Source organism: Paraburkholderia kirstenboschensis (assembly GCF_032806925.1).
Taxonomy (GTDB): domain Bacteria; phylum Pseudomonadota; class Gammaproteobacteria; order Burkholderiales; family Burkholderiaceae; genus Paraburkholderia; species Paraburkholderia kirstenboschensis.
Genome location: NZ_CP136512.1, coordinates 981,550 through 1,008,403, shown reverse-complemented (window position 1 = coordinate 1,008,403; position 26,854 = coordinate 981,550). Strand labels below are relative to the sequence as shown.

25 protein-coding genes and 2 pseudogenes are annotated in these 26,854 nt (G+C 60.5%); 10 read left to right on the top strand and 17 right to left on the bottom strand.

Annotated elements, in window-relative coordinates:
- The gene (locus tag RW095_RS13220; RefSeq protein ID WP_013342362.1) at positions 1 to 288 is read right to left on the bottom strand and encodes a hypothetical protein; all 288 of its coding nucleotides are present in this window, start codon (positions 286 to 288) and stop codon (positions 1 to 3) included.
- A 465-nt stretch (positions 289 to 753) separates the two neighbouring features.
- Here RW095_RS13220 and RW095_RS13215 point away from each other — a divergent pair, with 465 nt between their 5' ends.
- Together RW095_RS13215 and RW095_RS13210 are read left to right on the top strand one after the other, a co-directional pair.
- Entirely contained in the window at positions 754 to 1,245 is a 492-nt protein-coding gene (locus tag RW095_RS13215; protein WP_128596192.1) for a lecithin retinol acyltransferase family protein, read from the top strand.
- 53 nt (positions 1,246 to 1,298) lie between these two features.
- A complete protein-coding gene (locus RW095_RS13210) occupies positions 1,299 to 1,550 on the top strand; it encodes a hypothetical protein (protein WP_128596193.1) in 252 nt (83 codons plus the stop codon).
- Here the strand turns inward: RW095_RS13210 and RW095_RS13205 are convergent.
- Complete coding sequence (locus tag RW095_RS13205) at positions 1,547 to 2,425, bottom strand: LysR family transcriptional regulator (RefSeq protein ID WP_317019431.1); 879 nt, start codon at positions 2,423 to 2,425, stop codon at positions 1,547 to 1,549. The genes RW095_RS13210 and RW095_RS13205 overlap by 4 nt on opposite strands.
- A gap of 129 nt (positions 2,426 to 2,554) precedes the next feature.
- On the opposite strand from RW095_RS13205, the pseudogene bla reads away from it, so the two are divergent.
- A pseudogene (gene bla / locus RW095_RS13200) lies at positions 2,555 to 3,489 on the top strand (class A beta-lactamase).
- A gap of 24 nt (positions 3,490 to 3,513) precedes the next feature.
- Here the strand turns inward: bla and RW095_RS13195 are convergent.
- The 3 genes from RW095_RS13195 to RW095_RS13185 all read right to left on the bottom strand — a co-directional run bounded on the left by RW095_RS13195 (position 3,514) and on the right by RW095_RS13185 (position 6,261).
- Positions 3,514 to 3,864, bottom strand: a complete 351-nt coding sequence (locus RW095_RS13195) for a response regulator (protein WP_317019430.1) — start codon at positions 3,862 to 3,864, stop codon at positions 3,514 to 3,516.
- A 5-nt stretch (positions 3,865 to 3,869) separates the two neighbouring features.
- The gene (locus RW095_RS13190) at positions 3,870 to 5,342 is read right to left on the bottom strand and encodes an ATPase domain-containing protein (RefSeq protein ID WP_128596196.1); all 1,473 of its coding nucleotides are present in this window, start codon (positions 5,340 to 5,342) and stop codon (positions 3,870 to 3,872) included.
- 418 nt (positions 5,343 to 5,760) lie between these two features.
- On the bottom strand, positions 5,761 to 6,261 hold the full coding sequence (locus tag RW095_RS13185) for a MarR family winged helix-turn-helix transcriptional regulator (RefSeq protein ID WP_317019429.1): 501 nt from the start codon (positions 6,259 to 6,261) through the stop codon (positions 5,761 to 5,763).
- A 65-nt stretch (positions 6,262 to 6,326) separates the two neighbouring features.
- On the opposite strand from RW095_RS13185, the gene RW095_RS13180 reads away from it, so the two are divergent.
- The 3 genes from RW095_RS13180 to RW095_RS13170 all read left to right on the top strand — a co-directional run bounded on the left by RW095_RS13180 (position 6,327) and on the right by RW095_RS13170 (position 8,985).
- A complete protein-coding gene (locus RW095_RS13180) occupies positions 6,327 to 7,373 on the top strand; it encodes a squalene/phytoene synthase family protein (protein ID WP_317019428.1) in 1,047 nt (348 codons plus the stop codon).
- 68 nt (positions 7,374 to 7,441) lie between these two features.
- On the top strand, positions 7,442 to 8,632 hold the full coding sequence (locus RW095_RS13175) for an acyltransferase family protein (RefSeq protein WP_317019427.1): 1,191 nt from the start codon (positions 7,442 to 7,444) through the stop codon (positions 8,630 to 8,632).
- A gap of 104 nt (positions 8,633 to 8,736) precedes the next feature.
- Positions 8,737 to 8,985 (top strand): hypothetical protein, encoded by a 249-nt coding sequence (locus RW095_RS13170; RefSeq protein ID WP_317019426.1) that lies wholly within the window; start codon positions 8,737 to 8,739, stop codon positions 8,983 to 8,985.
- A gap of 304 nt (positions 8,986 to 9,289) precedes the next feature.
- Here RW095_RS13170 and RW095_RS13165 read toward each other — a convergent pair whose 3' ends face one another.
- From RW095_RS13165 to RW095_RS13130, 8 genes are all read right to left on the bottom strand, one after another.
- Complete coding sequence (locus RW095_RS13165) at positions 9,290 to 9,607, bottom strand: DUF4148 domain-containing protein (RefSeq protein ID WP_128596201.1); 318 nt, start codon at positions 9,605 to 9,607, stop codon at positions 9,290 to 9,292.
- 199 nt (positions 9,608 to 9,806) lie between these two features.
- A complete protein-coding gene (locus RW095_RS13160) occupies positions 9,807 to 11,327 on the bottom strand; it encodes an alkaline phosphatase family protein (RefSeq protein WP_317019425.1) in 1,521 nt (506 codons plus the stop codon).
- Positions 11,328 to 11,424: 97 nt separating this feature from the next.
- On the bottom strand, positions 11,425 to 12,120 hold the full coding sequence (locus RW095_RS13155; protein WP_317019839.1) for a hypothetical protein: 696 nt from the start codon (positions 12,118 to 12,120) through the stop codon (positions 11,425 to 11,427).
- Positions 12,120 to 12,602 (bottom strand): glycoside hydrolase family 108 protein, encoded by a 483-nt coding sequence (locus RW095_RS13150; protein WP_317019424.1) that lies wholly within the window; start codon positions 12,600 to 12,602, stop codon positions 12,120 to 12,122. The genes RW095_RS13155 and RW095_RS13150 overlap by 1 nt, the downstream gene beginning before the upstream one ends.
- A 48-nt stretch (positions 12,603 to 12,650) precedes the next feature.
- Positions 12,651 to 14,120 carry a tetratricopeptide repeat protein gene (locus tag RW095_RS13145; RefSeq protein ID WP_317019423.1) on the bottom strand — a complete coding sequence of 490 codons (1,470 nt, stop codon included), beginning with the start codon at positions 14,118 to 14,120 and terminating at the stop codon, positions 12,651 to 12,653.
- A gap of 340 nt (positions 14,121 to 14,460) precedes the next feature.
- The gene (locus tag RW095_RS13140; protein ID WP_128596204.1) at positions 14,461 to 15,324 is read right to left on the bottom strand and encodes an ABC transporter permease; all 864 of its coding nucleotides are present in this window, start codon (positions 15,322 to 15,324) and stop codon (positions 14,461 to 14,463) included.
- 16 nt (positions 15,325 to 15,340) lie between these two features.
- Complete coding sequence (locus tag RW095_RS13135) at positions 15,341 to 16,135, bottom strand: ABC transporter ATP-binding protein (RefSeq protein WP_027778126.1); 795 nt, start codon at positions 16,133 to 16,135, stop codon at positions 15,341 to 15,343.
- Between the two features lie 37 nt (positions 16,136 to 16,172).
- Complete coding sequence (locus RW095_RS13130) at positions 16,173 to 17,192, bottom strand: ABC transporter substrate-binding protein (RefSeq protein ID WP_317019422.1); 1,020 nt, start codon at positions 17,190 to 17,192, stop codon at positions 16,173 to 16,175.
- A gap of 286 nt (positions 17,193 to 17,478) precedes the next feature.
- Between RW095_RS13130 and RW095_RS13125 the strand changes: the two genes are divergently transcribed.
- Positions 17,479 to 18,156, top strand: a complete 678-nt coding sequence (locus tag RW095_RS13125; protein WP_027778124.1) for a response regulator — start codon at positions 17,479 to 17,481, stop codon at positions 18,154 to 18,156.
- Entirely contained in the window at positions 18,146 to 19,540 is a 1,395-nt protein-coding gene (locus RW095_RS13120) for a sensor histidine kinase (RefSeq protein WP_317019421.1), read from the top strand. The genes RW095_RS13125 and RW095_RS13120 overlap by 11 nt, the downstream gene beginning before the upstream one ends.
- 86 nt (positions 19,541 to 19,626) lie before the next feature.
- Here RW095_RS13120 and RW095_RS13115 read toward each other — a convergent pair whose 3' ends face one another.
- The gene (locus tag RW095_RS13115; RefSeq protein WP_317019420.1) at positions 19,627 to 20,790 is read right to left on the bottom strand and encodes an iron-containing alcohol dehydrogenase; all 1,164 of its coding nucleotides are present in this window, start codon (positions 20,788 to 20,790) and stop codon (positions 19,627 to 19,629) included.
- Complete coding sequence (locus tag RW095_RS13110) at positions 20,787 to 21,113, bottom strand: putative quinol monooxygenase (RefSeq protein ID WP_317019419.1); 327 nt, start codon at positions 21,111 to 21,113, stop codon at positions 20,787 to 20,789. Before RW095_RS13110 ends, RW095_RS13115 begins: the two co-directional genes overlap by 4 nt.
- A 453-nt stretch (positions 21,114 to 21,566) precedes the next feature.
- On the opposite strand from RW095_RS13110, the pseudogene RW095_RS13105 reads away from it, so the two are divergent.
- Positions 21,567 to 22,569: pseudogene (locus RW095_RS13105) on the top strand (TauD/TfdA family dioxygenase).
- A 359-nt stretch (positions 22,570 to 22,928) separates the two neighbouring features.
- Positions 22,929 to 25,157: an NADP-dependent isocitrate dehydrogenase gene (locus RW095_RS13100; protein WP_317019418.1), complete on the top strand. Its 2,229-nt coding sequence runs from the start codon at positions 22,929 to 22,931 to the stop codon at positions 25,155 to 25,157.
- A 190-nt stretch (positions 25,158 to 25,347) separates the two neighbouring features.
- Here the strand turns inward: RW095_RS13100 and RW095_RS13095 are convergent, their stop codons facing one another.
- Both RW095_RS13095 and RW095_RS13090 read right to left on the bottom strand, forming a co-directional pair.
- Positions 25,348 to 25,575, bottom strand: coding sequence for a hypothetical protein (locus RW095_RS13095; RefSeq protein WP_128585098.1), 228 nt, complete (start codon positions 25,573 to 25,575; stop codon positions 25,348 to 25,350).
- 356 nt (positions 25,576 to 25,931) lie between these two features.
- Positions 25,932 to 26,762, bottom strand: coding sequence for an alpha/beta fold hydrolase (locus RW095_RS13090; protein WP_317019417.1), 831 nt, complete (start codon positions 26,760 to 26,762; stop codon positions 25,932 to 25,934).
- Between the last annotated feature and the right edge of the window lie 92 nt (positions 26,763 to 26,854).

Sequence of the window (26,854 nt, the reverse complement as noted above, 5' to 3'; positions counted from 1 at the left end):
CTACACCATATCGTTTCTGCTGCGTGCGTCGGGAGAGACACTGATGTTCGAGTTCGCGCCGGTATTGCGCACGTCGACCGACTGGAACTGGTTGATCATCTGGTTAGCATAGAAGTTGTTGGAAACCTCGTACAGGTTCACGACCGGTCCAATGCTGGGTGTTTCCCGCACATAAGGTTGAATCCAGCCATACACCCACGGCGCTCCGCCGCCGCCGCGAATCGCCGCCATTGCTTTACGGTCGAGCGCGAGGTTGAGTGAGAGATCGTTCACAGAAATAGAAGCCATGTCGTTCTCCGGTTGACCGCGTGCGCAACGCGCGCGAATTTCAATGGATCTGGACAGAGACTGTGCAAGTGCTATGCCAATCGATGCGCGACGCGATGTGGATCGCTGCAATGCGTTGACTGGCCGGCGGTTCCGCTGATCCGGGCGCTGTGCGACCGCCGCAGCGCCACGCCATAGGTCGGCGCGCGGCCAACATGCGCGCTTGCGAACCGGTGTGGTGCCCAACACATTCCTGGCGCGTGGGCTGCATCACAGCTGCATCCTGAATCGCCGGTCTGGCTGTGGCGCAGAGAGCGCCATACGCCAACACATCGGCATATTTTCTGTCGCTTACTAGCCCACAGTTTTCTTCGTCAAGAAGGCGGTGTTCAGCGGAAAGCCCTACAAACAAAGGCTTTTACGCACATGGCCCGGATGATGCAAAAGACCTCGCAACAGTGTTGGAAAAACTAAGCGAGGCCAGCCATGAACACGATCCATCTTAAGACGAGCGACACCCGCGGCGATTGGATGTCCACGATCGACTTGCCGATCGGCTCGCATCTCGTGTCAGCCCGCTGCGGTTATGAGCATCACGGCATCTACGTGGGCAATGGCCGTGTGGTTCATTACGCAGGCTTCGCCGGTTCGGTGCATCGCGGACCGGTCGAAGAAGTCGACCTCGATCGCTTCGCGGCAGGGCATCCGCTTTCCATTCGCGCGACTCCCCGTGCACGTTATGTCGGCGATGAAGCGGTGCGCCGCGCGCGCTCACGTCTCGGCGAAAACCACTACCGCCTGCTGACCAACAACTGCGAGCACTTTTGCGCGTGGGTGTTGCTCGGCGAAAGCCGCAGCGAACAGGTGCATTGCAGCTTGCGCCATCCGCGTACCGGCATGCATGTGCTGATGTGTCTCGTGAAAGCATTCGTCGAAAACGGCGCAAACAGCGGACGGCTTGCCGCACAGCTTGCGTGAGCTATCGGATCGACCTCGGGAATTCAAGCGTAAAGGAATGAAGGAGAACCATCATGGCTGCCGCTGAAAAGACCTTGCACTGGGCCGTCGACAAATGGCTCGCACCCACTCCGTCGATGCCCGCACGTGTAGTGGAGTTTTGCCACCACGCTTCACATCAGCGGTTCGTGCGTGTCGAAGCGCTGCGCCCGAGCGGCCTGTTGTCCATCTTCTTCTTCCGTCACGACGATGGCTCGTGGAACGTGTTTCCGCCGCAAGCAGAACGCCCTGCCATGAACGGCTATCGTCGCACCGGGCTTTGCTAACGCTGCATTGGTGCAGCCGCTTCCTTGATGAGCCACTGGCTGAACAGCAGCATCGCGGGCGTCATCGCCTTGCCCTTCAGCCATGTCAGCCAGTAACTGCCAGCTTGCACTTCGACATCGAACGGTCGCACGAGGCGGCCCGTGTTGATCTCGCGATCGAACATCAGCGCGGGCGCCAGCGCGATGCCCGCGCCTTGCATGGCCGCTTCGACCATCAGCCGGGACGAATCGAACACCGGCCCGCGAATTGGGCGCGGCGCAATGCCGGCGGCTGCGAACCAGTTGATCCAGTCGTCCGCGCGGTACGAACGCAACAGCGTTGCGTCGACGAGATCGGCTGGCGTGGACAAACGCGCGGCGATCTCGGGCGTGCATAGCAGCGCGAGCGGCGCGTCGAGCAGGCGTGTGGCGAGTGACCCGGGCCACGTGCCGTCGCCGAAACGGATCGCGAAGTCGAGTCCCTCAGTGGCGAGATCCACCAGATTGTTATTGGTCAGAAGCCGCAGTTCGACAAAGGGATGTGCATCGCGGAACGATTTCAGCCGCGGCATCAGCCAGCCGACCGCGAACGTGCCGACCACACCGACCGTCAGCACTTCATGAAAGTGACCCCCATCGAACTGTTTGAGCACCGCCTCGATGCGATCGAATGCGTCGGTCAGCACGGGGCGCAATGCAAGACCTTCATCGGTCATCGCAAGGCCGCGTGGCAGGCGCTTGAATAGCGTGGTGCCAAGACGTTCTTCGAGCGTTCTGACCTGCTGGCTGACGGCGGCCTGCGTGACGTTCAGTTTGAGCGCGGCGCGGGTGAAGCTCAGGTGCCGCGCGGACGATTCGAAGGCGCGCAGCGCATTGAGCGGAAGATAAGGTCTCATAGCCGAGGCATAAGTTTTTCTTGTGAGCGCACTAACTTATCATCGTTTGTCAGTGAAAGCTGGAAAACCGATAGTTGCGGCTTCACACAAGGAGCTGCAATGATCACGAGAAGAAAATTCGCGCGCGCGATGCTGGGGGTTTCGATAGTTGGCGTTGGCGGCGTTGCTAGCGCCGTGTGTCGAAGCGGCGATGCATGGGGCAAAGACGCCGGACCGATCAAGCGCACCATGGCGGCAACGCCGCGGCAAGAGTTCGCAAAGGCGGATACGATCCGCGCGCGGCTGCAGCAGATCGAAGCGGATAGCGGCGGACGGCTCGGTGTGTCGATCGTCGACACGGCATCCGGCCTGCACGCCGGCTTACATGCGGATGAACGCTTTCCGATGTGCAGCACGTTCAAACTGCTGGTCGCCGGCGCGATATTGGCGCGGGTCGACCGAGGCGAAGAAGACTTGCAGCGGCGCATCGTCTACTCGCAAAGCGAGCTTGTGTCGAACTCGCCGGCGACATCGAAGCATACTCATGAGCGCACTGGCAACGCAGGATGAGCGTCGCCGATCTGTGCAAGGCGGCCGTTACGCTTAGCGATAACACGGCCGCCAACCTGCTGCTCGCGAGCTTTGGCGGCCCTGCCGCGTTGACTGCATTTGCGCGCAGTCTGGGTGACGGCATCACGCGTCTGGACCGGAATGAGCCCACGCTTAACGAGGGGACGCCCGGCGATCCGCGCGACACCACGACGCCGAATGCAATGCTCGGCAATCTGCGCGAGCTGGTGCTGGGCGAGCATTTGACTTCGTCGTCGAGAGCGCAATTGCTCGCGTGGCTCGCGGCCAATGAGACCGGCGGCGAGCGGATTCGCGCAAAACTGCCGAAAGATTGGGGCGTAGGCGATAAGACCGGCACAGGCGATCACGGCACTGCAAACGACGTAGCGATTGTGTGGCCGCCAGGACGCGGCCCCATTCTCGTCGCGGTCTATCTGACGGGAACTGCAGGCGACGCCGCGCGTTGTAATGCGGCGATTGCGGACGTCGGCGCGCTAGTGGCGCAGTCGGTTTAACGGCGGCGCGAACGGCTTGGGCTTTTACCCCGAAACCCGCTTGAGCATGGTCAGCAGCGCGTCGAATGAAATGGGCTTGCGCGCGTACTGGATAGACGGATTCGGCTGCACGGGAATGTCGGCGGCCGCGCTGCAAAGAATGACCGGAATGTTGCGCAGGTCCGGATCGGCGTAAAGCGCTGCGCACAGTTGCAGGCCTGACATGACCGGCATCATGCAGTCCGACACGATAACGTCCGGCCGGGTCCTGCGTATCTGCTCGAGCGCGGCCGCGCCATTCGACGCGGTCAGCACCGTATAGCCGTGACGTTCGAGCAGCAGCCGCCATACCGTGAGGATGTCGAATTCGTCATCCACAACCAGAATGGTTTTCATGGGGGCTACGCCGGTCGCCGCGGCTGCAACGTCGCGGACAAGCCTGACGCCGAAGACACCGCGGCGCTAAACGGGCTTTCAATGACATCCAGCCCCTGCGAGGAGATTACGAGCTCATGTGTGGACGGATCATGAGCGCTTTCGCGCTGCTTGACGATTGAGATTGCACGCCGCAGTCCTGCTTCGGTTTCGGCGTAGCGCAACAGTACGAGATTTTCCGTGAGTGCCGAAACACGCGTGCTTTTCGAATTGCCGTGGTCGGGGTAAAGCGGCATTTCTTCGGTCACGAGCGTCGTGATGCCGGCTTCGCGCAACTGATGCAGCAATGCGTTCAGGAACAGCCCGAAGCGCTCGACGCGCAAGGCGGAATCGCGGAAACCCTCCACGCCGTCGATCACGATGCGTGTTGCCCCAATCTGTCTGGCCGTGGCAAGCGCGTTAGCGGCGATTTCGTCGACGGCCAGTTCAACCGCCGGCTGCCATTGAATGACAAGACGGCCGTCCTGGTACGCATCGTTGAGCGGGATCGAAACGGCCTCGGCTTTGCCGAGCAGTCGTTGCGGTCCTTCGTAAGAGCCGAGGTATAGGCAACGTTCGCCGCGCGCGACACCCGCCGCAAGAAATTGCAGGCAAAGCATGGTTTTGCCAACGCCCGAGGGCCCGATCAACGTCGTGGTCGAGCCTTGTGACAGACCCCCGCCGAACATGATGTCGAGATGCGGCAAGCCGAAACTGATCCGGGTTTTCAGATCCACCGGTCCGCCCGGCGGGGCGCACTGCGATTCGAGACGAGGAAACATCAGGAGCCCGCTCTCGGCGATACGAAAGTAGTGCTTGCCCATCAGATGATCGCGCGCGCGCAGTTTGTGTACTTCGATTTCACGGGCGCGACGCATGCCGTCGCTATAGCGGTTGAGTTCGATCAGGCCGTCGACCAGCGTGTGTTCAGGATGCGGCTCGTTGCCGGACAGCGGCGCGAGGAGCAGCGTCGTACAGTCCATTGCGGCGACGAGAGCATTGAGTTCGTGAATGAACTTGGACAACGACAGTTCGGTCTCGCTGAACTCGCGCGCGCTGCGAAAGCCGTCGATGATCATCAGGCTCGGCCGATAATCGTAGATGCTCGATGCAATCAGTTTCAGGAAGCCGTCCAGACCGTCCTGCATGAGTTCGTGATAACCGGAGACGAAAAGCATCTGCTGCGCGACTGCCTTTTCGTCGAAGAAAGTCAGGCGCTTCAGGTGCGCAAGCAACTTGTCGTGCGATTCGGCGATCAGGGTCATGTACAGCACCTTCTCGCCCCGGCTTACCCGGTGAAAGCCGATCTGGCTGGATAGAATCGTCTTGCCCGCGCCGGCCATGCCTTCGAGAAGATAGACGCCGCCCTGGACCAGACCGCCGCCAAGAATCTCGTCGAGACCGGGCACGCCCGTTTCAACGTTGGCGCGAAGAGAGGTCTGAGATTCGTGAATAGTCATTGTGCTGTGTGGTTGAAATGCAAAGACAAGCGGCTCGCTGACGTCCGCCCGCAACCTGAACTTACCTCGTGAGCAATGTACGTTCCCGGTTTTTGTCCGGCCTTGACTCATATGGAGGACTGGATGCCCGCAATTCTACGTGTCCGTCAAGCGCTTGACCACGGGCATATTGCCAGGTGTCAGCGGACGAGTGAGTCGATCGCGTTCCGATACGAACGCAGCAAAGCCGACCAATAATGGAAAAAGTCGTTCTGCGGGGCGCACAAAGTACAAAACAGGTACGTGGAGCGCTACTTAACCGCATGGCTTTCGTCTGCCGGCGAGCGATTACCTGGTCATGCCAGGGCCACGCTTCGCGCGCTCATTGGCGAGCGGCTATATTAGCCATCCTTAATAAAAGTTTCTCTGGCTGTCGATGCTATCCACGCAGGTTGCGGACAAAAGTTTCGAGGTGGCGTTGCACTGTGCCGGCCGCTTCGAATTCGATGCCTTCGAGCATCTGCTTTTCGATCGATTTAACCGCCTGCTCGCATTGACGCAGCACGGCCCGTCCCTCGTCGGTTAATTGCAGCAGCACGATACGGCCATGCGTGGGATCCGGCTCGCGGCTCACCAAGTTACGGCTCGCCATTGCGTTCATCACCTCGTTTGCCGACTGCGGTGTAATGAACGAGCGTTCGGCAAGCTGCGCATTCGACGCTTGCCCCTTCGCTTCGAGAACGGACAGCGCGGTAAATTGCGCGAGCGTCAAGCCGAGCGGCGCGAGCGCTTCGCTCATCCGGCGCCGCAGGATGCGGTCGAGACTGCCTATCACATAGGTCAGGCGCAGGGCCGGCCGGCGAGTACGGGTAGTGGCGGCTTCGAGAGTCGAATTCTGGTTTTTGCTCATTGTCGGCACGAGGTTCAGGCTATCCCGCATCTTATCGCGGCTTGCCGTATACAATTCGGCACCGCCTGAATTTTGCCAATACTGACATCGCACCCATGCCGAATCCGACCCGGGCTTTTCTTCTCGGCCCGCTCCTGAAAGGCGTTTCACGCTCGTTTTACCTTACGCTGCGCGTGCTGCCAGTGGGAATGCGCGACCCGATCGGCCTCGCCTATCTGCTCGCGCGTGCCGCCGACACGATCGCGGATACATCGCTGGTGGCGCCGGAGCAACGCCTTCAGTTACTGCTGGCGTTGCGCGACCAGGTCAACGGTGTAGCGAGCGACGGTGCACTGTTCCAGCGCATGGCCGCGGAAGTCGCGGGCCAGCAGAGTCAGTCGGACGAGAAGGTGCTGCTGGAATCGCTCGGTCCCGCGCTCGACATACTGGCCCAGTTAAATGAATCGGATCGCAAGGCCGTGCGCGGTATCGTTTCTACGCTGACCGAGGGCATGGAGTTCGATTTGCGCACGTTCCCCGACGAACGTTCGGGCCGCATCGCGGCGTTGCGCGAATATCCGGAGTTGGACCGCTATACGTATCTCGTCGCGGGCTGCGTCGGCGAATTCTGGACCACAATGACCTACGCGCATATGCCAGGCACGCTGAAAGAGCGGCCCGAGACAATGGCGAGTCGTGGCGTTCGATTCGGCAAGGCGCTGCAAATGACCAACGTATTGCGCGATTGCGGAAAGGACTTGCGTATCGGCCGCTGCTATCTTCCGCAAACATTGCTGGATCGACACGGCTTGAGTCCACAAGACCTATTGTTGCCGGCCAATTCGCTGCGTGCGCGTCCGCTGATGATCGAGCTGTTGCGCACAACGCTCGATCATTTCCGTGAAGCGCTCGACTACACGCTCGCCATTCCCGCGTTTTCCGTGCGCTTGCGGCTTGCGTGTTTGTGGCCGATTCTGATCGGCCTCGAAACGCTGCTGCTGCTCGTGGATAACGAAGCGTGGCTCGATCCGCAAAAAGTGTCGAAGGTGCGAAGGAGCACGGTGTATCGAATCATTGCGTCGTCGCTGCTGCTGGTCGGCTCGAATGCGCTGGTGCGTCAGTCGATAGAGCAGCGCATCCGGCAGATAGAAGCGCGGTTTTGACCCAACTCGTGTGTGGTCCAACGTACTGATTAAAAGCATGCCGGGCCGTAGTTTGATCGACAAATTCTTTGTCCGATCAGACTCACATGGCGCCGCCCGACAAACAGCATTGCGACACACTCGACCTGATCCGGGCATTGGCGGCGGGCGCTGTTTGCATCAGCCATCTGCGCAATCTGATGTTCGTCGACTACAGGTCGAGCGTGGGACTGGGCCTCGCCGGCAAGGCGTTTTATTTCGTCAGCAACTACGGGCACACGGCCGTCATCGTATTCTTTCTGCTGAGCGGGTACTTTGTCGGCGGCTCGGTGCTGCGCCAGGTCGCCGCCGGTACATGGAGCTGGCAGCGCTACCTGACTGAACGCTTAACGCGCCTCTGGGTCGTGCTGGTGCCGGCGCTGCTGCTAACGTTGTTCTGGGACCGCCTTGGTATCCAGCTCGCGGGCGGACCTTTCTATCTCGGGACTGAAGGGACATTCGATCAACAGATCAACGTCGCATCGCATCTGGGCTGGGCGACGCTCGCATGCAATCTCGTCTTTCTGCAAACCTTGGCGTGCGGCACATACGGATCGAATGGGCCGCTATGGAGCCTCGCTAACGAGTTCTGGTACTACCTGTGGTTCCCAGCATGGGTCGTGCTGTTACGCCGCCGACGGGGACTCGGCGCCTTTGCGGTCGCCGCATTTGCGCTCGGTACGATGATCGCGTTCCCGTCGCTGCTGAGCGGTTTCGGATTGTGGCTGCTCGGCGTGCTACTCGCGGTGTTCGAAAAGCGTTCGCCCGTGCATTCCAAGCGCCCGGCCTTACCGTGGCTTACGCTCATAAGCGGTGCGGTGTTTATTGCTGCGCTTATTTGTACACGCCTCTTTCTGCTCGATAACGACTGGATCGTCGGCGTGCCTTGCTTTGTGTTCCTTCGCTGCGTTCTGCTCGAGAATGTTCGCTTGCGTCCAGCGGTGTTGTCGCGAGCCGCAATTCTGTTTTCCAGATTTTCCTATTCGCTGTATCTCACGCACTTCTCGTTCATTCTATTTGTGGCTGCGGTCGGCTTAAGGCACCGAATCCCGTTCGATGCAAAAGGAGTACTCGTGCTAATTGGAATGCTGGTTGCCTGCTACGTGTACGCTTTCGCGGTTTATCTGTTGTTCGAGCGGAACACGCGGCGCGTGCAGCAAGGCATATGGCGGCTGCAGTCCGGGCATACAAAGCGGGATGCAACAGCAGCGCATGCGCGCCAGCGCGGCACCATGACCTGACCTGGCTTGATCTAACCTGCATCAGTAGATAGGCCAAAATCGGGAAACCCCTAAGACCGTGTGCCGATGGTTCGCGTTAGTCTCTTCGAAAGAGGAGACAATCCATGAGGCAGGCGTTCAATATTGCGGTGGTGCTGTTGCTCGGCTATCTAATGGCGGATCGGGCGCTGATGCGCGCGCAGGCGGGCGAAGTCGGGACGATCACATGCCATCAGGGCGCGGAACTGGTCAAGGCCAGCGCGCTCAAGAAGGGCTTTGGAGATGTGGGCGCGAGCAGCCAGGGTGAAAATTTCCTGTCGAGCTGCCTCGTTACCGGGCGCGGGCAGGTGGGCGATCTGGTCGCTCGCGATTGAGTTGGTCGATTCGGCTGGCGGATTAGCTGTTGCACACGCAACCGTTGGCGTCGGCAAAAAAAGCGCCTGGACCGACGGGTCCAGGCGAAGTCATCGGTAGCCGATGACGGAGGTAACGGATAACAAACTGGCCCATGATCGGAACAACCGGTCGCGGGCCTATTCTTTTGCAACGGCTCAGACAGCTGGCGCTTTGCGGCATGGCGGGCGGCGGACTGCGGCGACCTCCGCCGCGCCTCGGGTCGACGTATCGCGTGATTTTCTGCCGGTTCACCAACCCGGTTGCCGGATCTGGCTGCCGGGCTTAGTTACCGAAGTAAATCGACTTGGCGCCAGTAGCCGACACCGCGCGGCCGGAGTCCGAAGAACCGTTTGCAACACCGCCATAGCTCGACACAGCCGGCTGCGCAGTGCCGTTCTGCGCGGCGACGCGAGCTTCTGCGGCCTGAATGTCGGCCGGGTAATAAGGATCCGAGCGGGTCGGCTCATAGCCGGCTTTTTCGAGTTGGATCAGTTCCGCGCGCACCTGAGCGCGGGTCACGGGCTGGTTGGACTGCGCAAACGAAGCGACAGGAGCGGCCAGCACAGTGGCGATAACAACGGCTTGAATAAGTGATTTCATGATGAACTACCTCCAGTTCTGTCTTTATCGCGCTACGAACCTTGTTGTTCGCAGCCAGTGATTACATTGTAGGTTTGCACACTGGAGAGAGTAATGGCGCTTTTCGGTAAACTTCGTTGCTGAAATTGAGATAAACGGACGGCGGCAAGCCTGGCCGTTTATCCTTCTGACGCGCCGGGAACCCGGCGTGTAGCTGCTCTCATTCGCTGCGGGTGTGCACGGCTTCGTTGGCCCGCTGGGACAGCCGCGTAAATGCGTGGCTGGTGCGCTCGTCCCGCAGATCACGGACCTGATAGAAGTCTTTGCTAAGCCACTGCCCCAAGCCGATCAACGCGGAACCCAGCACGCTTTTCACGCGTACCCAGCCGTTGTCCGCGCGCGCAAGACTTGCCGCTGATACCACTGCATATGTCTCCAATCGGTCGAGCTCGGTATGTAGAAAGTCCGCGAAATGGTGGAGCCCACGCTGATTGTTGTTCGACGCCTTCTTTTCCAGTTCCACGTGCTCCGGAATGAGCGATTGATTACTCACCCGAATGAACTGAGGCGTGTCGGCGCGGGGCGTGCCGTTGGTGCGGATCGCCAGCCCGACGCTTGCCGAGGCTTCCGTGCGTTTGCCGAGCGGAGGCAGGCCCCACTTGTCGCCGAGATATCTCAGCACGCTGCAATGGTCGAATTGCGCGTGGCATACACCACCGTCGCACCACGGAGACACGAGGAGGGCGGGCACGCGTACGCCTAGCCGCTTGAAGTCGAACATGCGCGTATATTCGTCGGGCGCGACCGAGTCTGACGGCGGCGGCACGTGGTCGTAGAAGCCACCGTGCTCGTCGTAAAGGATGACTAACAATGTACTTTCCCACAACGGCTGATTCGAACGCAATGCGTTGTAGGTGTCCGCGATCAGCTTTTCCGCCTTCATGACGTTATGCGGCGGATGATCGTCGTTCTGTGCCTCGCCGAAGTACTTGGGCTCTATTAGCACGAACTCCGGAAATGCATCGGCCGGCCCTGCCGCATCGGGAAAGAAATTGTCGAAATAGCGGTAATTCGCGAGGTTCTCGGCTTTGCGCTGATTCTTGAATAGCAATGACGCGGGAAAGTCGTAGAAATAGACCGTCCAGGTTTTTTTAGCGTCGTTCAGGCGGTCAAAGATCGTATCCTGATCCTGCTCCGTGTACCACCTGGGATTGAGCGCGTCGAGGCCGGAAGGCATTCCCACCTGCCCCTTTGAAGTGCCGGACAACGCGAAGTAGCGGTTGGGCCACGTCGGGCCGGGCAGCGATGAAAACCATCTGTCGCAAACGGTGAACTGCTCTCCGAGCGCGTGCAGCGCTGGCAGAAAGCCACGCGGATAGTAGCCCATGATGTCCTGCCGCGCGGCAAGACTGCTCGTTGGATAATCCTTAACGAAGGAGCGCACGAATCCGCTGTTGTTCGAGTCGATCTGGCTTAGCACGGCCGAATGCCCATGATCCGGATCGAGCTTCATTTGCCGTGCGCGCGTGGGACGAGGGAAGAATGTGTGGCCTTTGCCGTCGTCGTTTGTTTTTGACGCAGCGTTGCGTACGCCGTCCAGATCCTCATGCACTTCGTCGAGGCAGCCCAGCATCTGGTCGAAAGAATGGTTTTCCATGAGCAGAAGAACCACGTGGCGAATCGGGTCGTTCTGCGCATGTGCTTGTTGTTGTGCCGCGTTGCCGAATTGGACGTCGCCCATGTGCATCGCTCCACCAGTCTTATGCAAGACTGAACATGTGAGGTCTCAGTGTTGCAAACGTAGCGCAAAAAAGCGCTGCGACGAAAGCCCTGTACCGCTATGAGGCGCCAGAGAAAATCGGCCCTTGCCCACCGGGCGCCAACGGGTGGAACACTTCCGCGTGCGGCGTGGCAGTGGCCATATGCGCTGCTGCAACTGGCGGCGTTGCGGGTTCTCGCAAAGTCACTGCGCTGTCTGGTGTGATCGGGACGCTCGGTTTCGCGAGCAGTTCAGTCTTTCTCATCGATCCAACCGACGTGCCGAAGTAGTAGCCGATGATGCTGATCCAGGCCGTGCCCAGTGCCCCGACGATCACGTTGACAAGATCCTTGTTGACTCCAGGCAAAGGCTGGAAAGCCATCAACAGCAGGATGCCGAAGAAGCCGGCGGTGACTGCCATCGCGAGTACCTTGGGGACCCAATCGCCGTTGGCGAGCGACATTGCGCGTGCGCTGGCGCGGTCGCTGGTTTCGATACGCGCCATGTCCGTCTCGTGAGCAAGCCGCGCCTGTGCGGCGGTCACCACTAGTTGCTGTAACTGCAGCGCGTTGGCGCCTTCCGCCTGCCGGATCTTCTCCAGCGCGCCCGGATCGCTCAATGCGCGCTCAACCTCAGCGGGATCGATGGGCGTGCCGAGCGAGTGAGAAATAATCGCGGCGGCGGCCGATACGCCGATACCGACAGGCCCGCCGATAAGCCCGGCAAGAAGCGGGGCGGTGCTGCCAATATTCGTCGCTACTTTCGACCAGTCCATCATGCTGCTCCCAGAAGAAGATTGGAGGCCATTCGTTCCGTCCAGCCTCGGCTAAAACTCGACCACGCATGAAGATTCCTCAGATACCGCAGGCGATAAGCTGCGAATCGCATCACAAATTTCATGGGGTCCGTGTTCTTCACTGCCTCTAATGTGTCCGGCCCGAATTTGCCGTCTTCTATCGCGCCGGACGCTTTCTGCATCCACAGCACGACAAGTCCGCCGTTATAGTTCGCGTCGAAAATCTGGAAGGCCACACGCGGATCGAGTTCGTCGAGATGCAGCGGGTTCCAGTACTTTTGTTTCGCGATGTGCCTGGCGGTATCGAGCGGCAAGTCCTTCATCGCGCCGTTATATCCCTGGCTGCGCGCGACGTGGGCTGTGACGCCCCACATCGTCTCGCCCCCCGGATCGGCCGGATTGAAGGAGTAACCGCCTTCACTTCCGATCAGCGCCTTGAATGCATCCTCGAAGTTCTCCATCGATGGTCTCCTCGCATTGAGTGTGGTGACGAACAGGTCGTGCTTCGGTCAAGCAATTGGCATTGCGTTCGGGCCAACGTCGCGGCTCGCTGGTCGCGAAGCTTCCAGGCGGTAATCTGCCGGTGGATTTAAAGCCGGTCGCACGCGTGCATCGTGTTTTGCCTGGCCAGCGTTGTTGCGATCCTGGAACGCCGCGCCGAATTGCGCGATGCGAGTCTCTCTCGCTGACAATGCGCCTGGGTCGAGCCGGAATGCTTGCGTGAACTTGCTCGCTGCGCCGCTCAGATCGCCCTTCTTGTTTAGCGCCCTGCCCCATTCCGCGTAAGAGGGCGCGAGGTCGGGACGCAGGGAGACGGCGCGCGATAGCTTCTCTATGGCTTCGTCGTATTTGCCGATCGCGATGAGCGCTTCGCCCCAATCGTGGAGATTGTCGACGGAGTCGGGTTTCATTCGATACGCCTGCCTGAATGCATCTAGTGCTTCCACGTAACGGCCTGAATGCAATGACACGTCGCCGAGAAGACGCAGGTTTTCTGCTGTGGTCGCCTTACTCTTTGCTGCGGCTCGCAGTGTGTCAAGTGCATCGTCTAGCCGATGCTGCTGCTCGAGTGCGATGCCGAGGCTCGCGCGCAAAATCGCCGAGTCCTTATAGATAGTCAACGCTTCGCGCGCCTGCTGCTCGGCTTCTTTCGCGAGCCCTTGACTGGCGAGCAACCATGATTTGCCGGCAAGCGCCCATTCGCTTTGTTCGGAAGCGGGCATCGCCAGGACTTCGTCATAGATCGAGACAATGTCGCCGTAATTGCAGTGCGCGAGTGAGCACTTCGTTTTCTGCACTTCGGAAAACAGATGGCTGGCGAGTATGTTCGGCTCGGCAAGGCGCATGGCTTTGACCGCAATGTCATGCACGAACGTCTTCAGATCGCTTCCTTCAAACCGCACCGTGCTCTCGCGGGAGTCGAAAGGGCCGCCTTCTATCTGTACGTGCGCGACATATGAGTCCGCGCCGTCGTCGAGCCTGGCGATGCCGACGTGAACCACTACGTCCTTGCGCTTGACGATGCATTTGATAAAACGGACCGTGGACGCATAAGACATGTCCTGACCGGGAAGCTGGATGTCGGGCTGCGCGTCGTTATCGGCCATCGTATCGTGCGGAATCGACTCGGCGTCCCGCCCGATCTGCCTCATTGCGGACATGATCCGCTCAGCGAGGAAATTGGACGTATAACCGCGTGTCACTAACGATTGCGGCGCTTCGACCGGCGGCACCAGCAGTTGCTGCGTGAGCACGCCACGTAGGACAAGACAGAAGAACGCGATGGCGAGGAACGCGAAGACCCACGGCAAGACATACGGGCACAGTTCTTTCGGACCGCGACCGATAAAGCCCGCAGTTCGCAGACCGAGCCCAATCACGCCGGAGAAGTGGTGACCATTACGTCGACGTGCGCTGCTTCCATGCAAAGGACGGCTTCGCGAATGCATCGACCGGCGTTGCGTTTGCACACTCGACATGACTCACCTCGGCTCGTTCGATGTTGGGAAGCGCGCGACTTGCGGTGGCCGCTGTTATGCATCGAATGTGCCATGCGCGCCAACGGATCTGTGAACGGCATCTGCGGAGGCCGCTGGGCCTATCGCAAAGACATCTGCGAAGAAGAGTGTCGTGCGTCGGCCAACTACAAACGCGTCAAAGTGTGCTGACGGCCAACAGCGTTCGCGAAGCCAGATGGGGGTGCGCACGAGCGAATCGCTCGCGTGAGCGGGGTCATTAGAATGCAAAAATGCCGTTCGGTCACTCACCGAACGGCATTGTTTTTACCGCCGCGCTTTCACACGGCAAGGTGGATTAGGTCTAGACGGCTGCCGGCCGCCATTTCAACAAGCGCTGCTCGACTGCGGTCAACAAGTAGTCCGCTGCCAACGCGACCACGGCCAGCACGATCATCGCGGCAAACACGCCGCTTGCGTTGAACGCACCTTGTGCGGTGGAAATCAGCAGGCCGATACCTTGTTTCGAGCCGAGAAATTCGCCGACCACTGCGCCGACGAGCGCAAAGCCGAAGCTCACATGCAAGCTTGCAAGAATCCAGCTCAATGCCGAGGGAATCACAACCGACGTGGTCACCTGACGGCGCGACGCTCCGAGAATCTGCGCATTCGCGATCATGTAGCGATCCGCTTCACGCACGCCCTGAAACGCATTGGCGAACACGACGAAGAACACCATCACCACGGCGAGTGCAACCTTCGAAGCCATGCCGAGGCCCAGCGCAATCACGAACACGGAGCCGAGCACCACACGCGGAATCGAGTTGGCGATCTTGATGTAGAGGCTGAACACGTCCGACAGCAGCTTGTTGCGGCCGAGCAGAATGCCGCAAAACACACCGGCGACGGAACCGATAATGAAGCCGAGCCCCGTCTCTTCGAGCGTGACCCACACCTGCGTGAGAAGCGGGCCTTGAGACGTGCCGTTCACGAACCAGTCGACGATCTGATCGAAGATCGCGGTCGGCATCGAAAAGAAGAACGGGTCGATCCACTTCAGGCGCGCGGACAGTTCCCAGCCGCCGAGCACGATCACGAGCACGGCGATACGCAGCGCAATCACCAGCGCCTGACGCTGCCGGATACGTTTTTGCGCGACCCGTTCGACCTGCGCGAGCGACGCGGCGTCGATGCCCGAGGGCATCATCTGTTGAGGGGTAGTAGACATGTTTCGCTTTCCTTGATTAACCGATCTGCACTTCTTCGCGCAGGTCGTGCCAGATGTCGCGCGAGATTTCAATGAAACGCGGGTCGTAGCGAACTTCCGACGTGACGCGGGGACGCGGCAGATCGATCTCGTAGACCTTCTTCAGCGTGGCGGGGCGCGCGGTCAGCACGAACACGCGGTCTGCGAGTGCAATCGCTTCCTCGAGATCGTGCGTGACAAACACGACCGACCCGGCGCCGCCCCACAACTGCAGCAACTCGTCCTGCATCAACGTGCGCGTTTGCATGTCGAGCGCGGAGAACGGTTCGTCCATCAACAGGATTTCCGGCCGGTTGATGAAGGTTTGCGCGAGCGCCACGCGTTTGCGCATGCCGCCGGACAGTTGATGCGGATAGTGCTTGCCGAACTTGTCGAGGCCGACACGGCGCAACCACTCGTTCGCTTCTTCGTAGGCGGCGGATTTTGAGCGGCCGCGATACAGCGGACCGGCCGCGACGTTGTCGATGACCGAGCGCCACGGGAACACCGCGTCTGCCTGAAACACGAAGCCGATGCGCGGATCGATGCCGTCAACCGGTGCGCCCATTACGCGCACTTCGCCGGTAGTGGGCTTGAGCAACCCCGTAATCATGCTGAGCGTGGTGGATTTACCGCAGCCCGTAGGCCCGACAATCGCGACGAACTCGCCGCGCGCCACCGACATGCTGAAGTCGCGCAACGCGATTGTTGCCTTGCCGTCCGGAGAAATGAAACGGCAGGACACGTTGCGCATTTCGATTGCAGGCGTCTCGCGTGACATAGGTTGGTTCATCGGCTGGTGCCTCGCAGATTGCTTGATGTGGATGACGTTACTTCGCCGCGGTCTTGACCGGCGCTGCCACGAAGTCGTTCGTGTAGGTCTTGGCGAGGTCGATGTGCTTGCCCTTCACCGAGGGATTGAAAGCGGAGAGCACTTTCAACACGGTTTCCGGGCCGTCGGCGGGCATCTTGCCGTCCTTCGTGAACATGGGCAGCGACGCCTTCAATGCGCCGACGTAAAGGTCCTTGTTATTGCCGTAGTAGTCTTTCGGCATCTTGGCCGCGATTTCTTCAGCGCTATGCGTGGCGATGAAGTTCAGAGTCTTTGCGAAAGCGTGTGAGAGCTTCGCTGCGTCGCTCTTGTGCGACTCGGCCCACGCGCGTTGCACGTAGAAGCTCGAAGCCGGATAGGTGCCGCCGAGCGCTGCGCGCGTGCCTTCGAGCGTGCGCATGTCGACCAGTACTTTCGCGTCGCCGGTCTTCAGAAGTTGCGACACCGTCGGCTCGGTCGTCATGCCGGCGTCGATGCGGCTCTGTTTGATGGCCGCGATAAAGCTATTGTCGGCGCCTACTGGCAACAGCGTGTATTGCGTGGACGGCACACCCGCGCGTTGCGCAAGATATTGCGTGAGGAAGCTTGTCGAGGAGCCGAGGCCGGTCACGCCGAGCGTCTTGCCTTTTGCATCAGCCATGCTCTTGAAGCTGTCTGCCGCTTTCGTGGAGACCATTTCGACTTCGCCCGGCACCTGGCCGAAGATCACCAGCGCCTGCACTTCCTTGCCTTTGCTCTGCAGATCGATAGTGTGATCGTAGAAGCCCACTACGCCTTGCACCGCGCCTGCGAGCAGTTCGTTCTCGGCATCCACGCCCGCCGGCTGCGAGAGAATTTCGACGTCGAGGCCTTCTTCCTTGAAGTAGCCGAGTTGTTCAGTCAGCTTGGCCGGCAGGTAAATGATCTTGGTGGCGCCGCCAACCATGATCGTGAGTTTCTCCGCATGAGCGGCGGCCGAAGCTGCGGCAAGGGCAAACGCAACACCGGACACAACGGCAATCTGGCGCAAGGTACGCATGAGGCAGTCTCCTGGGGTTTGGCCGCCGCCCTATGGACCATGCGGCGCTTTTTGAGTGAATGACGGCGATTATAGAAATCGGAAACCTTCTGGGAGCTTTCGACGGTGTCGGCAAATAGTGAGTGTTAACCCCGAACCGCCCGAAATCGTGCTGCAAACCGCGCGCAGCGCATGCCGCCGAAGCTCCAGGTAAAAACATGGAACTGTATGCTGCGAACCGCACGCGATACGCGCAGCGTCCTATTTTTACGGCACAATCGACGCCCTGACTCTCGCCGTTTGCGCCATGAAGCTGCTGCTCATCGAAGACAACCCCACGCTCGCTCACTGGCTCGCGAAGATGCTGGAACAGGAGGCATTCGCTCTGGACGCCGTGCAGGACGGCGACGCGGCGGACCGTTTGCTGCGCACGAATCACTATGACGTGATCCTGCTCGACCTCAATTTGCCGAAGCTGTCGGGCAAAAACGTGCTGCGCCGGCTGCGTCAGCGCGGCGACGCGACTCCCGTGCTGATTCTGACGGCGAGCGGTTCCATCGACGAGAAAGTGGAGTTGCTCGGCGCGGGCGCCGACGACTACCTGGTGAAGCCATTCGAAGTGCGCGAGTTGATCGCGCGAATCAAGGTGGCGATCCGTCGTCAGTCGCCGTCGAAGGCGAGCGAAGTAGTGTGCGGCGACCTTGCATTCGACATCGATACGCGCCAGTTCACCTTGAAGGGCGCGCCGCTGAACGTCACGCCGCGCGAGCGCTCGGTGCTCGAAACGCTGATCCTGAGACTGGGCAAAACGGTGACCAAGCCCGCCCTCGTCGACGCGATCTTCACGCTCGCTGACGAGCCAAGCGAAGACGCGGTGGAGATTTATATCTCACGCTTGCGCAAGAAGCTCGACGGCAGTTCGGCGGCCATCGTCACGCTGCGCGGGCTCGGCTATCTGCTGCGCAAGAAAGAAGATGACCAATAGTTTGCGCGTCCGATTGTTATGGTGGTTGCTGGTGCCGCTCGCATTGTATGTGTTCGTGACCGGCAAGGCCGAGTACGACAATGCCCGGCGAACGGCCGATCTGGTGCAGGACAATCAGCTTATTTCGTCCGCGCGAATGATTGCGGGCGAGGTGGAATGGGTCGACGGTTTCCTGCGCGTGGACGTACCGCCAGCAGCGCTCGAGATCTTCGCGTCGCCTTATCGCGATCAGGTGTTCTACAGCGTCAATGTGGACGACCGGCAACTGCTCGCGGGTACACCGGATTTTCCGCCGCGTCCCGCGCAAGCGGCCGATACGCCGGACCACTACGACACCGCGCTATACGGCCAGAACGTGCGTGCCGTTGGACTGGTACGGCTCATGTACGACAACGGCGCGACGCGCCGCGTGCGCGTCACCGTTGGCAAGACGGTGCGTTCGCGCGACGCAATGGCCGAACAACTATGGCAGCCGCAACTCGTGCGGCAGATCGAAATGATCGCGCTTGCCGTGGCGCTCGTGTGCATCGGTCTGACCTTCGAATTGCGTCCATTGATGAAGGTGAAGGACGAGGTCGCCGATCGCGATCCGATGCAACTCGAACCGATTCGTGTGGACCGTCTGCATACGGAATTGCGGCCGATTGTCGAAGCGATCAATCAGTGCATTGCGCGCCTCGGCGTGCAGGTCGCCGCACAACGCCGTTTTATCGCCGACGCTGCTCACCAGCTGCGCACGCCGCTCACGCTGCTCGGCACCCAGTTGCAGTTCGCGCGGCAGCAAGGCGGCCTGAATGCCGCGCTCGATGAAGCACTGGCCGCCATGCATCGCAGCAACCGTTCAATGGTCGGACTCACCAACAAGCTCTTGCTGCTCGCTCAGGCCGAGGCGGCGGACAACCGGCAGGTGATCGTCGAAACGGTGGATCTCGTGCCGTTGGCCATGGAAGTGGTGGAAGACCTCGCGTTGCTTGCGCAGGGGCGGCAAATCGATCTCGGCGCGGAGCTTTGCGATATCGCGCCGGTGGCTGGGCACCGTGGCCTGCTTCAGGCGCTGATCGTCAATCTCGCGGAGAACGCGATCCGCTACACGGGCAGCGGCGGGCACGTCACGGTCGCGGTGACCGCCGATGCGCACAGGGTTACCGTTAGCGTGATCGACGACGGCCCCGGCATTCCAGCCGAGTCTCGCAGCCGCGTATTCGAACCGTTCTTTCGCGCCTCGACCGATACGGAGGGCACTGGCCTCGGGCTCGCCATCGTGCGCGAAATCGCGGACGCGCATAAAGGCGATATCGCGCTTGAACCGGGCGAGGGCGGCAAAGGCGTGCATATCACCGTTTCTTTTCCGCGCGCGGCGTCGGGGCAGTCGCGCGCAGGTTAGCAGCGCCGGCTATCGCGGCCGCCGGCGGCTGTATCGCGTTGAAAATCTCGCGCTCGCTGCTGTGCCAGTGTGCAAGTCAAAACGTATCAAAAGGCAGCGTTGTAAATCGCCAGTGCATCGGCCTCGCTGACTGGCCGCGGATTATTCACGAGTAGTCGCGTTTGCAACATCGCGTCGCTGGCCATGCGTCCAAGCCCTTCACGCTCGATGCCGACATCGCGCAGTCGCGCCGGAATCGCTGTGGCGGCGATCATCTGTTCGAGCTTTTCGATCAGCGCCTGGGTCTTTGCTTCGGCGCTGCCCGTCGCTCCCGGCACGACCACGTCGGCCAGTTCCGCGTAAAGATGTGCCGCCGGTTCAGCGTTGAAGCGCAACACATGCGGCAGCACCAGCGCATTGGAAAGCCCGTGCGGCACGTGATAAATGCCGCCGATCGGATAGGCAAGCGCGTGCACCGCAGCCACCGGCGAGTTCGCAAATGCCTGTCCCGCGAAAGTCGCGCCGAGCAGCATTGCCTCGCGCGCTTCGCGATTGCTGCCGTTTTCGCACGCGGGCAGCAGGTTGCGCGAGAGCAGTTCAAGCGCCTTTATCGCGAGCATGTCGGATACCGGGTTCTTGAGATGCGCGGACGTATACGCTTCGATCGCGTGAACCATGGCGTCGATGCCGGTGGCCGCCGTGGCGGCAACGGGAAGCCCGAGCGTGAGTTCGGCGTCGAGAATCGCCAGATCGGCGATCAGTTGCGGCGCGACGACGCCCATCTTCTTGGCCTCGCCGACTGTGACAATTGACACGGCTGTGACTTCGGAGCCGGTTCCCGCGGTCGTCGGCATCTGTACGAGCGGCAGGCGCTGCTCCGTCACCTTGTTCACGCCATACATTTCACTGAGTTGCTGCTGTTGCTGCGGAGCCAGCACCGCGATGAGCTTGGCGACGTCCATCGACGAGCCGCCGCCCAAGCCCAGCACGATCTCGGCACCGGCGCTGCGCGCACGAGCCGTCGCTTCAAGCACGATATGTTCTGGCGGATCGGCGATTACGTCGTCGATCACCGTCGCATTCCAGCCATGCGCCGCGAGATCGGCAAGCGCCGGGTCCAGTAAGCCGCTCTTGTGCAGGAAGCCGTCCGTCACGACACACAGACGTTCAAGCGCCGGAAACTGCGCGCGCAACAAAGCGCCGAGCCGACGAGCCGCGCCGAATTCGACTATCAGCGTGGGCACCGTTTGAAAGCGGAATGCGTTGGTCATGCTGCTTCTCCCGGCACCATATGGCTCGACACTTCGCGTCGCTCCAGCAATGGAACGATTGTGCCGAAACCAAGACGCTGAAAATGTTCGGTATCGCGATGCTCGGCGAGGCCGCCCGCATCGCTGTACTGTTCGAGGATCACAAAATGGTCAGGCTCGAGCGGCGAGCGGAAAAATTCGTAGTAGAGGTTCTTCGGCTCCGCGCGAGTGGCGGCGGCGAGCTCGGTGAGATGCTCCACGATCGCGTTGCCGTTGCCGTTGCCGTTGCCGTTGCCGGGCTTGGCGAAATAATGCGCGATCACCTGCAGGTAGGCATTAGCCATCAGTTACTCCAACAAGACAGTAGTAGAAATCTCACAGTGCGACGCCGATGTCACCGCGCGCCGCCGATATTGCCGATATTGCCGATGCGGCGTGGACGCGGCGCAGAGCATCAGTTGTACCAGATTCGGATCGGCGGTTGAACGGCGAACCCGTCGTCCTTCTGCGTTCCCCAAGCTAAGCCATCAGATCTGCAGGGCCGTTCGAAGCGTATTTTGAGAATGATTCGCGTTTACGTTAGATTGTGATCGTGTTTTTCGAGAGAACAAGCATGCGCGCCGCCGATAAGGGATGTGCGGGCAACGTCGAGTGCACGGAAGCACTGCGCGAACTGACGCGCCGCCGCTCGCTTTCACGATTTGGGCGCGCACATGGACGAGGCGGCTACGTCCAGCGCCGCATGACCGGGCGCGCCAGAACAGCGCCGGTACGCGGCTTCATCCAGGGGAATTCTTATGACCATGCTTTCGACTCCGCGGCCCACGCTCGCCGATCTTGCTATCGAGCCGGGGCTACCCACTGTCGTGTCACCGCGTACGGGCGGGGACATGCCGTCGAACGACGCCGCGCCGCTGCTGCATGCGATTGTCGACGAGACGCTCGAACGCGCCGGCGGCGTGCTCTTTTCAGGCTTCCGGGTTGATTCGATCGATGCGTTTCAAGGTTTCGCGGCATCGTTCGGGCATCCGTTGATCGGTTACGAATTCGCGTCTACGCCGCGCAGCCAGGTTGAGGGCGCGGCGCATACGTCGACGGAATATCCGCCGCATCGCTCGATCCCTTTGCATAACGAGCAGTCGTACACCCGCGAATGGCCGTTGCGGATCTGGTTTCACTGCGCGCTTGCCGCGCGTTCCGGCGGCGCGACGCCGATTGCGGACAGCCGCACGATTTATCGCGCGCTCGATCCCGCGCTCGTCGAACGGTTTGCGAGCCGCGAACTGCTATACGTGCGCAACTTCGGGCAAGGGCTCGATTTGCCGTGGCAGCAGGCCTTCGGCTCGGACGATTCAGCCGTCGTGGAGCGCATTTGCCGCGCGCGCGGCATTGAATGCGAATGGCGCGACAGCGAAGACGGCGAGTTGCTTCTGCGCACCCGTGAACGTTGCCAGGCGGTGGCGCGGCATCCGCGCACAGGCGAAAACGTGTGGTTCAACCAGGCGAACCTGTTCCATCTTTCGTCGCTCGATGAAGACATGCAGGATGCACTGATCGACTCTGTCGGCCTGGAAAACGTGCCGCGCAACGTGTATGACGGCGACGGCGCGCCGCTCGAAGCCGACGCCCTCGCGCAGATTCGCGGCGTGCTCGACGAGCAGCGAGTGGTGTTTCCCTGGCTGACCGGCGACGTGCTGATGCTCGACAACATGTTGACGGCGCACGCACGCGACCCTTTCGAAGGACCGCAAGGTGGTCGTTGCAATGGCACAGAGTTACCGTCAAGGCGATACGGTGTAGCGGGGAATGGCAGCCGCGGCACCATGTTCAGCGCACGATCACGCCGACGGAGGCGGGCCAGCGTTATTGCATACCATTCGCATTAAGACAAAATTTCGGCGTGTGAGTCATCTATAAGACATATGTCTTTAGACGTAAGCGAAATCGCTGAAAGCCTTGCCTGGCGGGCCTCGTGTCACTTTCGCCGGCTTTGTCGGCATGTTTGTTTAGCAGCGGACAGTGGAAAACGCGCATATACTCACGGTCGGGCCGTAAAAAGTAGTGCTGCGGGTCGCGCTTCGTTTTGCTGCTTCGTCGCAACTCGCTGGCTCAGCGCGTCCAACGCTCTGTCTCTCACTTCACCTAGCAAAGCATCAAACATGTCCACACCGCCGAAGATCATCTACACCCTGACCGACGAAGCGCCTGCTCTGGCGACTTACTCGCTGCTGCCGATCGTCAAGGCGTTCACGCGCTCGTCCGACGTGATCGTTGAAACGCGCGATATCTCGCTTGCTGGCCGGATCATCGCTGCATTTCCGGACTACCTGACCGCGGAACAGAAGGGTTCCGACGATCTGGCGGAGCTGGGTGGACTCACAACGCGCCCGGAAGCAAACATCATCAAGCTGCCGAACATCAGCGCGTCGGTGCCGCAACTGAAGGCCGCGATCACCGAATTGCGCGATCAGGGCTACAAGCTGCCGCCGTATCCGGACGTCGCCACGACCGACACGGAAAAAGACGTCAAGGCACGCTACGACAAGATCAAGGGCAGTGCGGTCAATCCCGTGCTGCGCGAAGGCAACTCCGACCGCCGCGCGCCGCTGTCGGTGAAGAACTACGCACGCAAGCATCCGCACAAAATGGGCGCATGGGCTGCGGACTCCAAGTCGCATGTCGCGCACATGAGCGGCGGCGATTTTTACGGCAGCGAAAAATCGGCGCTGATCGCAGCGGCCGGTGCGGTGAAGATCGAACTGACGGCTGCCGACGGCACGAAGACAGTTCTGAAGGAAAAGACGCCGGTGCAGGCGGGCGAGATTATCGACGCGTCGGTGCTCAGCAAGAACGCACTGCGCAGCTTTATCGAAGCGGAAATCGCCGATGCCAGGAGCAAGGGCGTGCTGTTCTCAGTGCACCTGAAAGCCACGATGATGAAAGTGTCCGATCCGATCATCTTCGGTCACGTCGTGTCGGTGTTCTACAAAGACGTGTTGACCAAGCACGCTGACGCGCTGGCGCAAGCGGGCTTCAATCCGAACAACGGTATCGGCGATCTGTACGCGCGCCTCAAAGATCTGCCGGCCGAAACGGCTGCGCAGATCGAAGCCGACATCAAGGCTCAGTACGAACAGCGTCCGCAACTGGCCATGGTCAATTCGGACAAGGGCATTACGAGCCTGCACGTGCCGAGCGACGTGATCGTCGACGCGTCCATGCCGGCCATGATTCGCGAGTCGGGCAAGATGTGGGGCGCGGACGGCGCACTGCACGACGCCAAGGCCGTGATTCCGGACCGTTGCTACGCGGGCGTGTATCAGGCAGTGATCGAAGACTGCAAGAAGAACGGCGCATTCGATCCGGTCACGATGGGCACGGTGCCGAACGTCGGCCTGATGGCACAAGCCGCTGAAGAATACGGTTCACACGACAAGACGTTCCAGATTCCGGCGAACGGCCTGGTTCGTGTGACCGACGCAAGCGGCGCTGTGCTGATCGAGCAAGCGGTGGAAGCGGGCGACATCTGGCGCATGTGCCAGACCAAAGACGCGCCGGTGCAGGACTGGGTCAAGCTCGCGGTGAACCGCGCGCGCGCCACCAACACACCGGCCGTGTTCTGGCTCGACGCGGCTCGTGCACACGACGCGCAGATCATCAAGAAGGTCGAGCAGTACCTGAAGAACCATGACACGAACGGTCTGGACATTCGCATCATGACGCCGGTCGAGGCAACGAAGTTCTCGGTCGAGCGCATCCGCGCCGGCAAGGACACGATCTCGGTCACAGGCAATGTGCTGCGCGACTACCTGACTGACCTGTTCCCGATCATGGAACTGGGCACCAGCGCGAAGATGCTGTCCATTGTCCCGCTTATGGCAGGCGGCGGCATGTTCGAAACGGGCGCGGGCGGTTCGGCGCCGAAGCACGTTCAGCAACTCGTTGAAGAAGGTTTCCTGCGTTGGGACTCGCTGGGTGAATTCCTGGCGCTGGCAGCGTCGCTCGAACATCTGAGCAACGCGTATCACAACCCGAAGGCCCAGGTTCTCGCGAAGACGCTGGATCAGGCAACCGGCAAGTTCCTCGACAACGACAAGTCGCCGGCGCGCAAGGTTGGCGGTCTTGACAACCGCGGCAGCCACTTCTACCTCGCGATGTACTGGGCGGAAGCACTGGCCGCGCAAACGGAAGACGCCGCGTTGCAGGCGCAGTTCGCCGGCGTGGCGAAGGCAATGGCCGGGAACGAAGCGAAGATCCTCGAGGAACTGCGTGCAGCGCAAGGCAAGCCGGTGGATATCGGCGGCTACTATCGTCCGAAGGTCGAACTGACTAGCAAGGCTATGCGCCCGAGCGCCACGCTGAACCAGATCGTGGACTCGATCGATTGAGGTGTTCGGCCATGTGCTGACCCGTGTGAGAAGCGACGCAGGTGATAATGCACCTGTGCACGCTCTTGAAGACGCAGCCGGGCACACACCTAACGCCGCACAGAAAAGTAAGCGGTAAGCATGACGATGGCGCTCTCGAGCGCCATCGTCGTTTCTGGCTGCATCACGCGGACGCGTGTAGTGCGGTCCATCAAACGTGAACGATTTCCCAGTCGCTCAGTTTCTCCGGAATTTCGAGCGTCGAGGTGTCGACTTCAGACAGATGCGGGCAGGTCAAACCGCGCGCGAGATCGTCAGCCGCTTGTTGCGGGCTGGAAAACTCGCCGAGTTTGTCGTTGCCGTAGGATGCTTCCCAACCGTCCTCGCCCGGCAAAATGTAGAACGCTCCTTCAGTCGATCCAAAGCGAAAGCCTTTCATTTTTAGTCTCCCAATTGCCAATAAAAACCGCTGCGCAATGGCGGCTCCTTGCGTGGGATTCGGGGACCTGTTCGACACCGTTCTGTCGCATCCAATCCACTGCACCGCATGAAGCGCCTGCTCTTGTAAAAGAGTCTATGTCAGCGGGCGGCGGCGCAAGCGGTTGCCAAGAGGTTCGTTGGAATGAAAAATATAACGAAAAATCAGTAGGTTGCGCGTTTCATTTTGCGATGTGCAACGTGGGGCGACATTGCGAAACGGCGGCTTTGTGCCACGCACCACGATTTTTTACGAGGCAAGGACGCATGTCGCATCGTGAAATTTCGGGGGTCTCGCAGATACACACCTGTACGCGTTCAGGACCGGCCTCGCGACAGCACGCGCTCCACGAACGTCAGCATCACCCTATTGAACAGCACCGGTCTTTGCAGCGGCGCGAAATGACTGACGCCGGGCAACAGGTTAAAGTCCGCGCCGGGAATGGCGCCGGCGAGATATTCGGCGTGCTCCTGTTTGATGAACTCGTCGTGTTCGCTCTGCGCGATGACAACCGGCACGCGGATTCGCGCGAGGTCGTCAGCGAAATAGTTGGGCTCGGTCTTCATCATTTCGCTGACGGCGGCGACGAATGCATCGAAGTCGTCGGGCGTGGCGGAAAGCTGAGCATAGTCCTGACGGTGCCGGCTGAAACAGCGGTCGATAACCGGCGTCGCTACAAATTCTTTTGTGCCGCCGGGATCCATGTTGCAGCCGAAGAAGAACACGCCCGCAACGCGTTGCGGCGCCACCATGCCGAGCACCATCGCCACACACGCGCCGTCGCTCCAGCCGACGATTGCCGCGCGTTCGAGCGCGAGCGCGTCCATTACGGCGAGGACGTCGGACGCCATCAGTTCATACTTGTACGGCCGCGCATCGCGCGTGCTGCGGCCGTGACCGCGGCTGTCGATTACCACCACGCGGTGGCCAGCAGCGAGGAGCGCCGGCACCTGATAACCCCAGTTGCCGCTGTGGCCAAGTCCGCCGTGCAAAAGAATCACTGCCGTGCCGCTGCCGTGAGACGCGTACCAGATTCGCGCGCCTTCGTGCTCGACCCAGCCCGACTCGTTCGACGCGGGCAGCGGCGGCGCGCCGTGCGCTTCGAAGCGTTCAAGCGAATCGTCGTTCGGTTCCGGGAAAGCTGCCATCGTCGTCGTCTCCTCTTTCATGCAAGCACTGTCATCGCAAGCGCCAGCGTGCCAGCACAGCGGCGCGCATAGCAACAAACCTACGAGATTCT

What these genes read in the sequence shown, in the direction of transcription:
- RW095_RS13220 (WP_013342362.1), bottom strand. Translation starts at nt 288, where the DNA reads ATGGCTTCTATTTCTGTGAACGATCTCTCACTCAACCTCGCGCTCGAC.
- RW095_RS13215 (WP_128596192.1), top strand. Translation starts at nt 754, where the DNA reads ATGAACACGATCCATCTTAAGACGAGCGACACCCGCGGCGATTGGATG.
- RW095_RS13210 (WP_128596193.1), top strand. Translation starts at nt 1,299, where the DNA reads ATGGCTGCCGCTGAAAAGACCTTGCACTGGGCCGTCGACAAATGGCTC.
- RW095_RS13205 (WP_317019431.1), bottom strand. Translation starts at nt 2,425, where the DNA reads ATGAGACCTTATCTTCCGCTCAATGCGCTGCGCGCCTTCGAATCGTCC.
- RW095_RS13195 (WP_317019430.1), bottom strand. Translation starts at nt 3,864, where the DNA reads ATGAAAACCATTCTGGTTGTGGATGACGAATTCGACATCCTCACGGTA.
- RW095_RS13190 (WP_128596196.1), bottom strand. Translation starts at nt 5,342, where the DNA reads ATGACTATTCACGAATCTCAGACCTCTCTTCGCGCCAACGTTGAAACG.
- RW095_RS13185 (WP_317019429.1), bottom strand. Translation starts at nt 6,261, where the DNA reads ATGCGGGATAGCCTGAACCTCGTGCCGACAATGAGCAAAAACCAGAAT.
- RW095_RS13180 (WP_317019428.1), top strand. Translation starts at nt 6,327, where the DNA reads ATGCCGAATCCGACCCGGGCTTTTCTTCTCGGCCCGCTCCTGAAAGGC.
- RW095_RS13170 (WP_317019426.1), top strand. Translation starts at nt 8,737, where the DNA reads ATGAGGCAGGCGTTCAATATTGCGGTGGTGCTGTTGCTCGGCTATCTA.
- RW095_RS13165 (WP_128596201.1), bottom strand. Translation starts at nt 9,607, where the DNA reads ATGAAATCACTTATTCAAGCCGTTGTTATCGCCACTGTGCTGGCCGCT.
- RW095_RS13160 (WP_317019425.1), bottom strand. Translation starts at nt 11,327, where the DNA reads ATGGGCGACGTCCAATTCGGCAACGCGGCACAACAACAAGCACATGCG.
- RW095_RS13155 (WP_317019839.1), bottom strand. Translation starts at nt 12,120, where the DNA reads ATGGACTGGTCGAAAGTAGCGACGAATATTGGCAGCACCGCCCCGCTT.
- RW095_RS13150 (WP_317019424.1), bottom strand. Translation starts at nt 12,602, where the DNA reads ATGGAGAACTTCGAGGATGCATTCAAGGCGCTGATCGGAAGTGAAGGC.
- RW095_RS13145 (WP_317019423.1), bottom strand. Translation starts at nt 14,120, where the DNA reads ATGTCGAGTGTGCAAACGCAACGCCGGTCGATGCATTCGCGAAGCCGT.
- RW095_RS13140 (WP_128596204.1), bottom strand. Translation starts at nt 15,324, where the DNA reads ATGTCTACTACCCCTCAACAGATGATGCCCTCGGGCATCGACGCCGCG.
- RW095_RS13135 (WP_027778126.1), bottom strand. Translation starts at nt 16,135, where the DNA reads ATGAACCAACCTATGTCACGCGAGACGCCTGCAATCGAAATGCGCAAC.
- RW095_RS13130 (WP_317019422.1), bottom strand. Translation starts at nt 17,192, where the DNA reads ATGCGTACCTTGCGCCAGATTGCCGTTGTGTCCGGTGTTGCGTTTGCC.
- RW095_RS13125 (WP_027778124.1), top strand. Translation starts at nt 17,479, where the DNA reads ATGAAGCTGCTGCTCATCGAAGACAACCCCACGCTCGCTCACTGGCTC.
- RW095_RS13120 (WP_317019421.1), top strand. Translation starts at nt 18,146, where the DNA reads ATGACCAATAGTTTGCGCGTCCGATTGTTATGGTGGTTGCTGGTGCCG.
- RW095_RS13115 (WP_317019420.1), bottom strand. Translation starts at nt 20,790, where the DNA reads ATGACCAACGCATTCCGCTTTCAAACGGTGCCCACGCTGATAGTCGAA.
- RW095_RS13110 (WP_317019419.1), bottom strand. Translation starts at nt 21,113, where the DNA reads ATGGCTAATGCCTACCTGCAGGTGATCGCGCATTATTTCGCCAAGCCC.
- RW095_RS13100 (WP_317019418.1), top strand. Translation starts at nt 22,929, where the DNA reads ATGTCCACACCGCCGAAGATCATCTACACCCTGACCGACGAAGCGCCT.
- RW095_RS13095 (WP_128585098.1), bottom strand. Translation starts at nt 25,575, where the DNA reads ATGAAAGGCTTTCGCTTTGGATCGACTGAAGGAGCGTTCTACATTTTG.
- RW095_RS13090 (WP_317019417.1), bottom strand. Translation starts at nt 26,762, where the DNA reads ATGGCAGCTTTCCCGGAACCGAACGACGATTCGCTTGAACGCTTCGAA.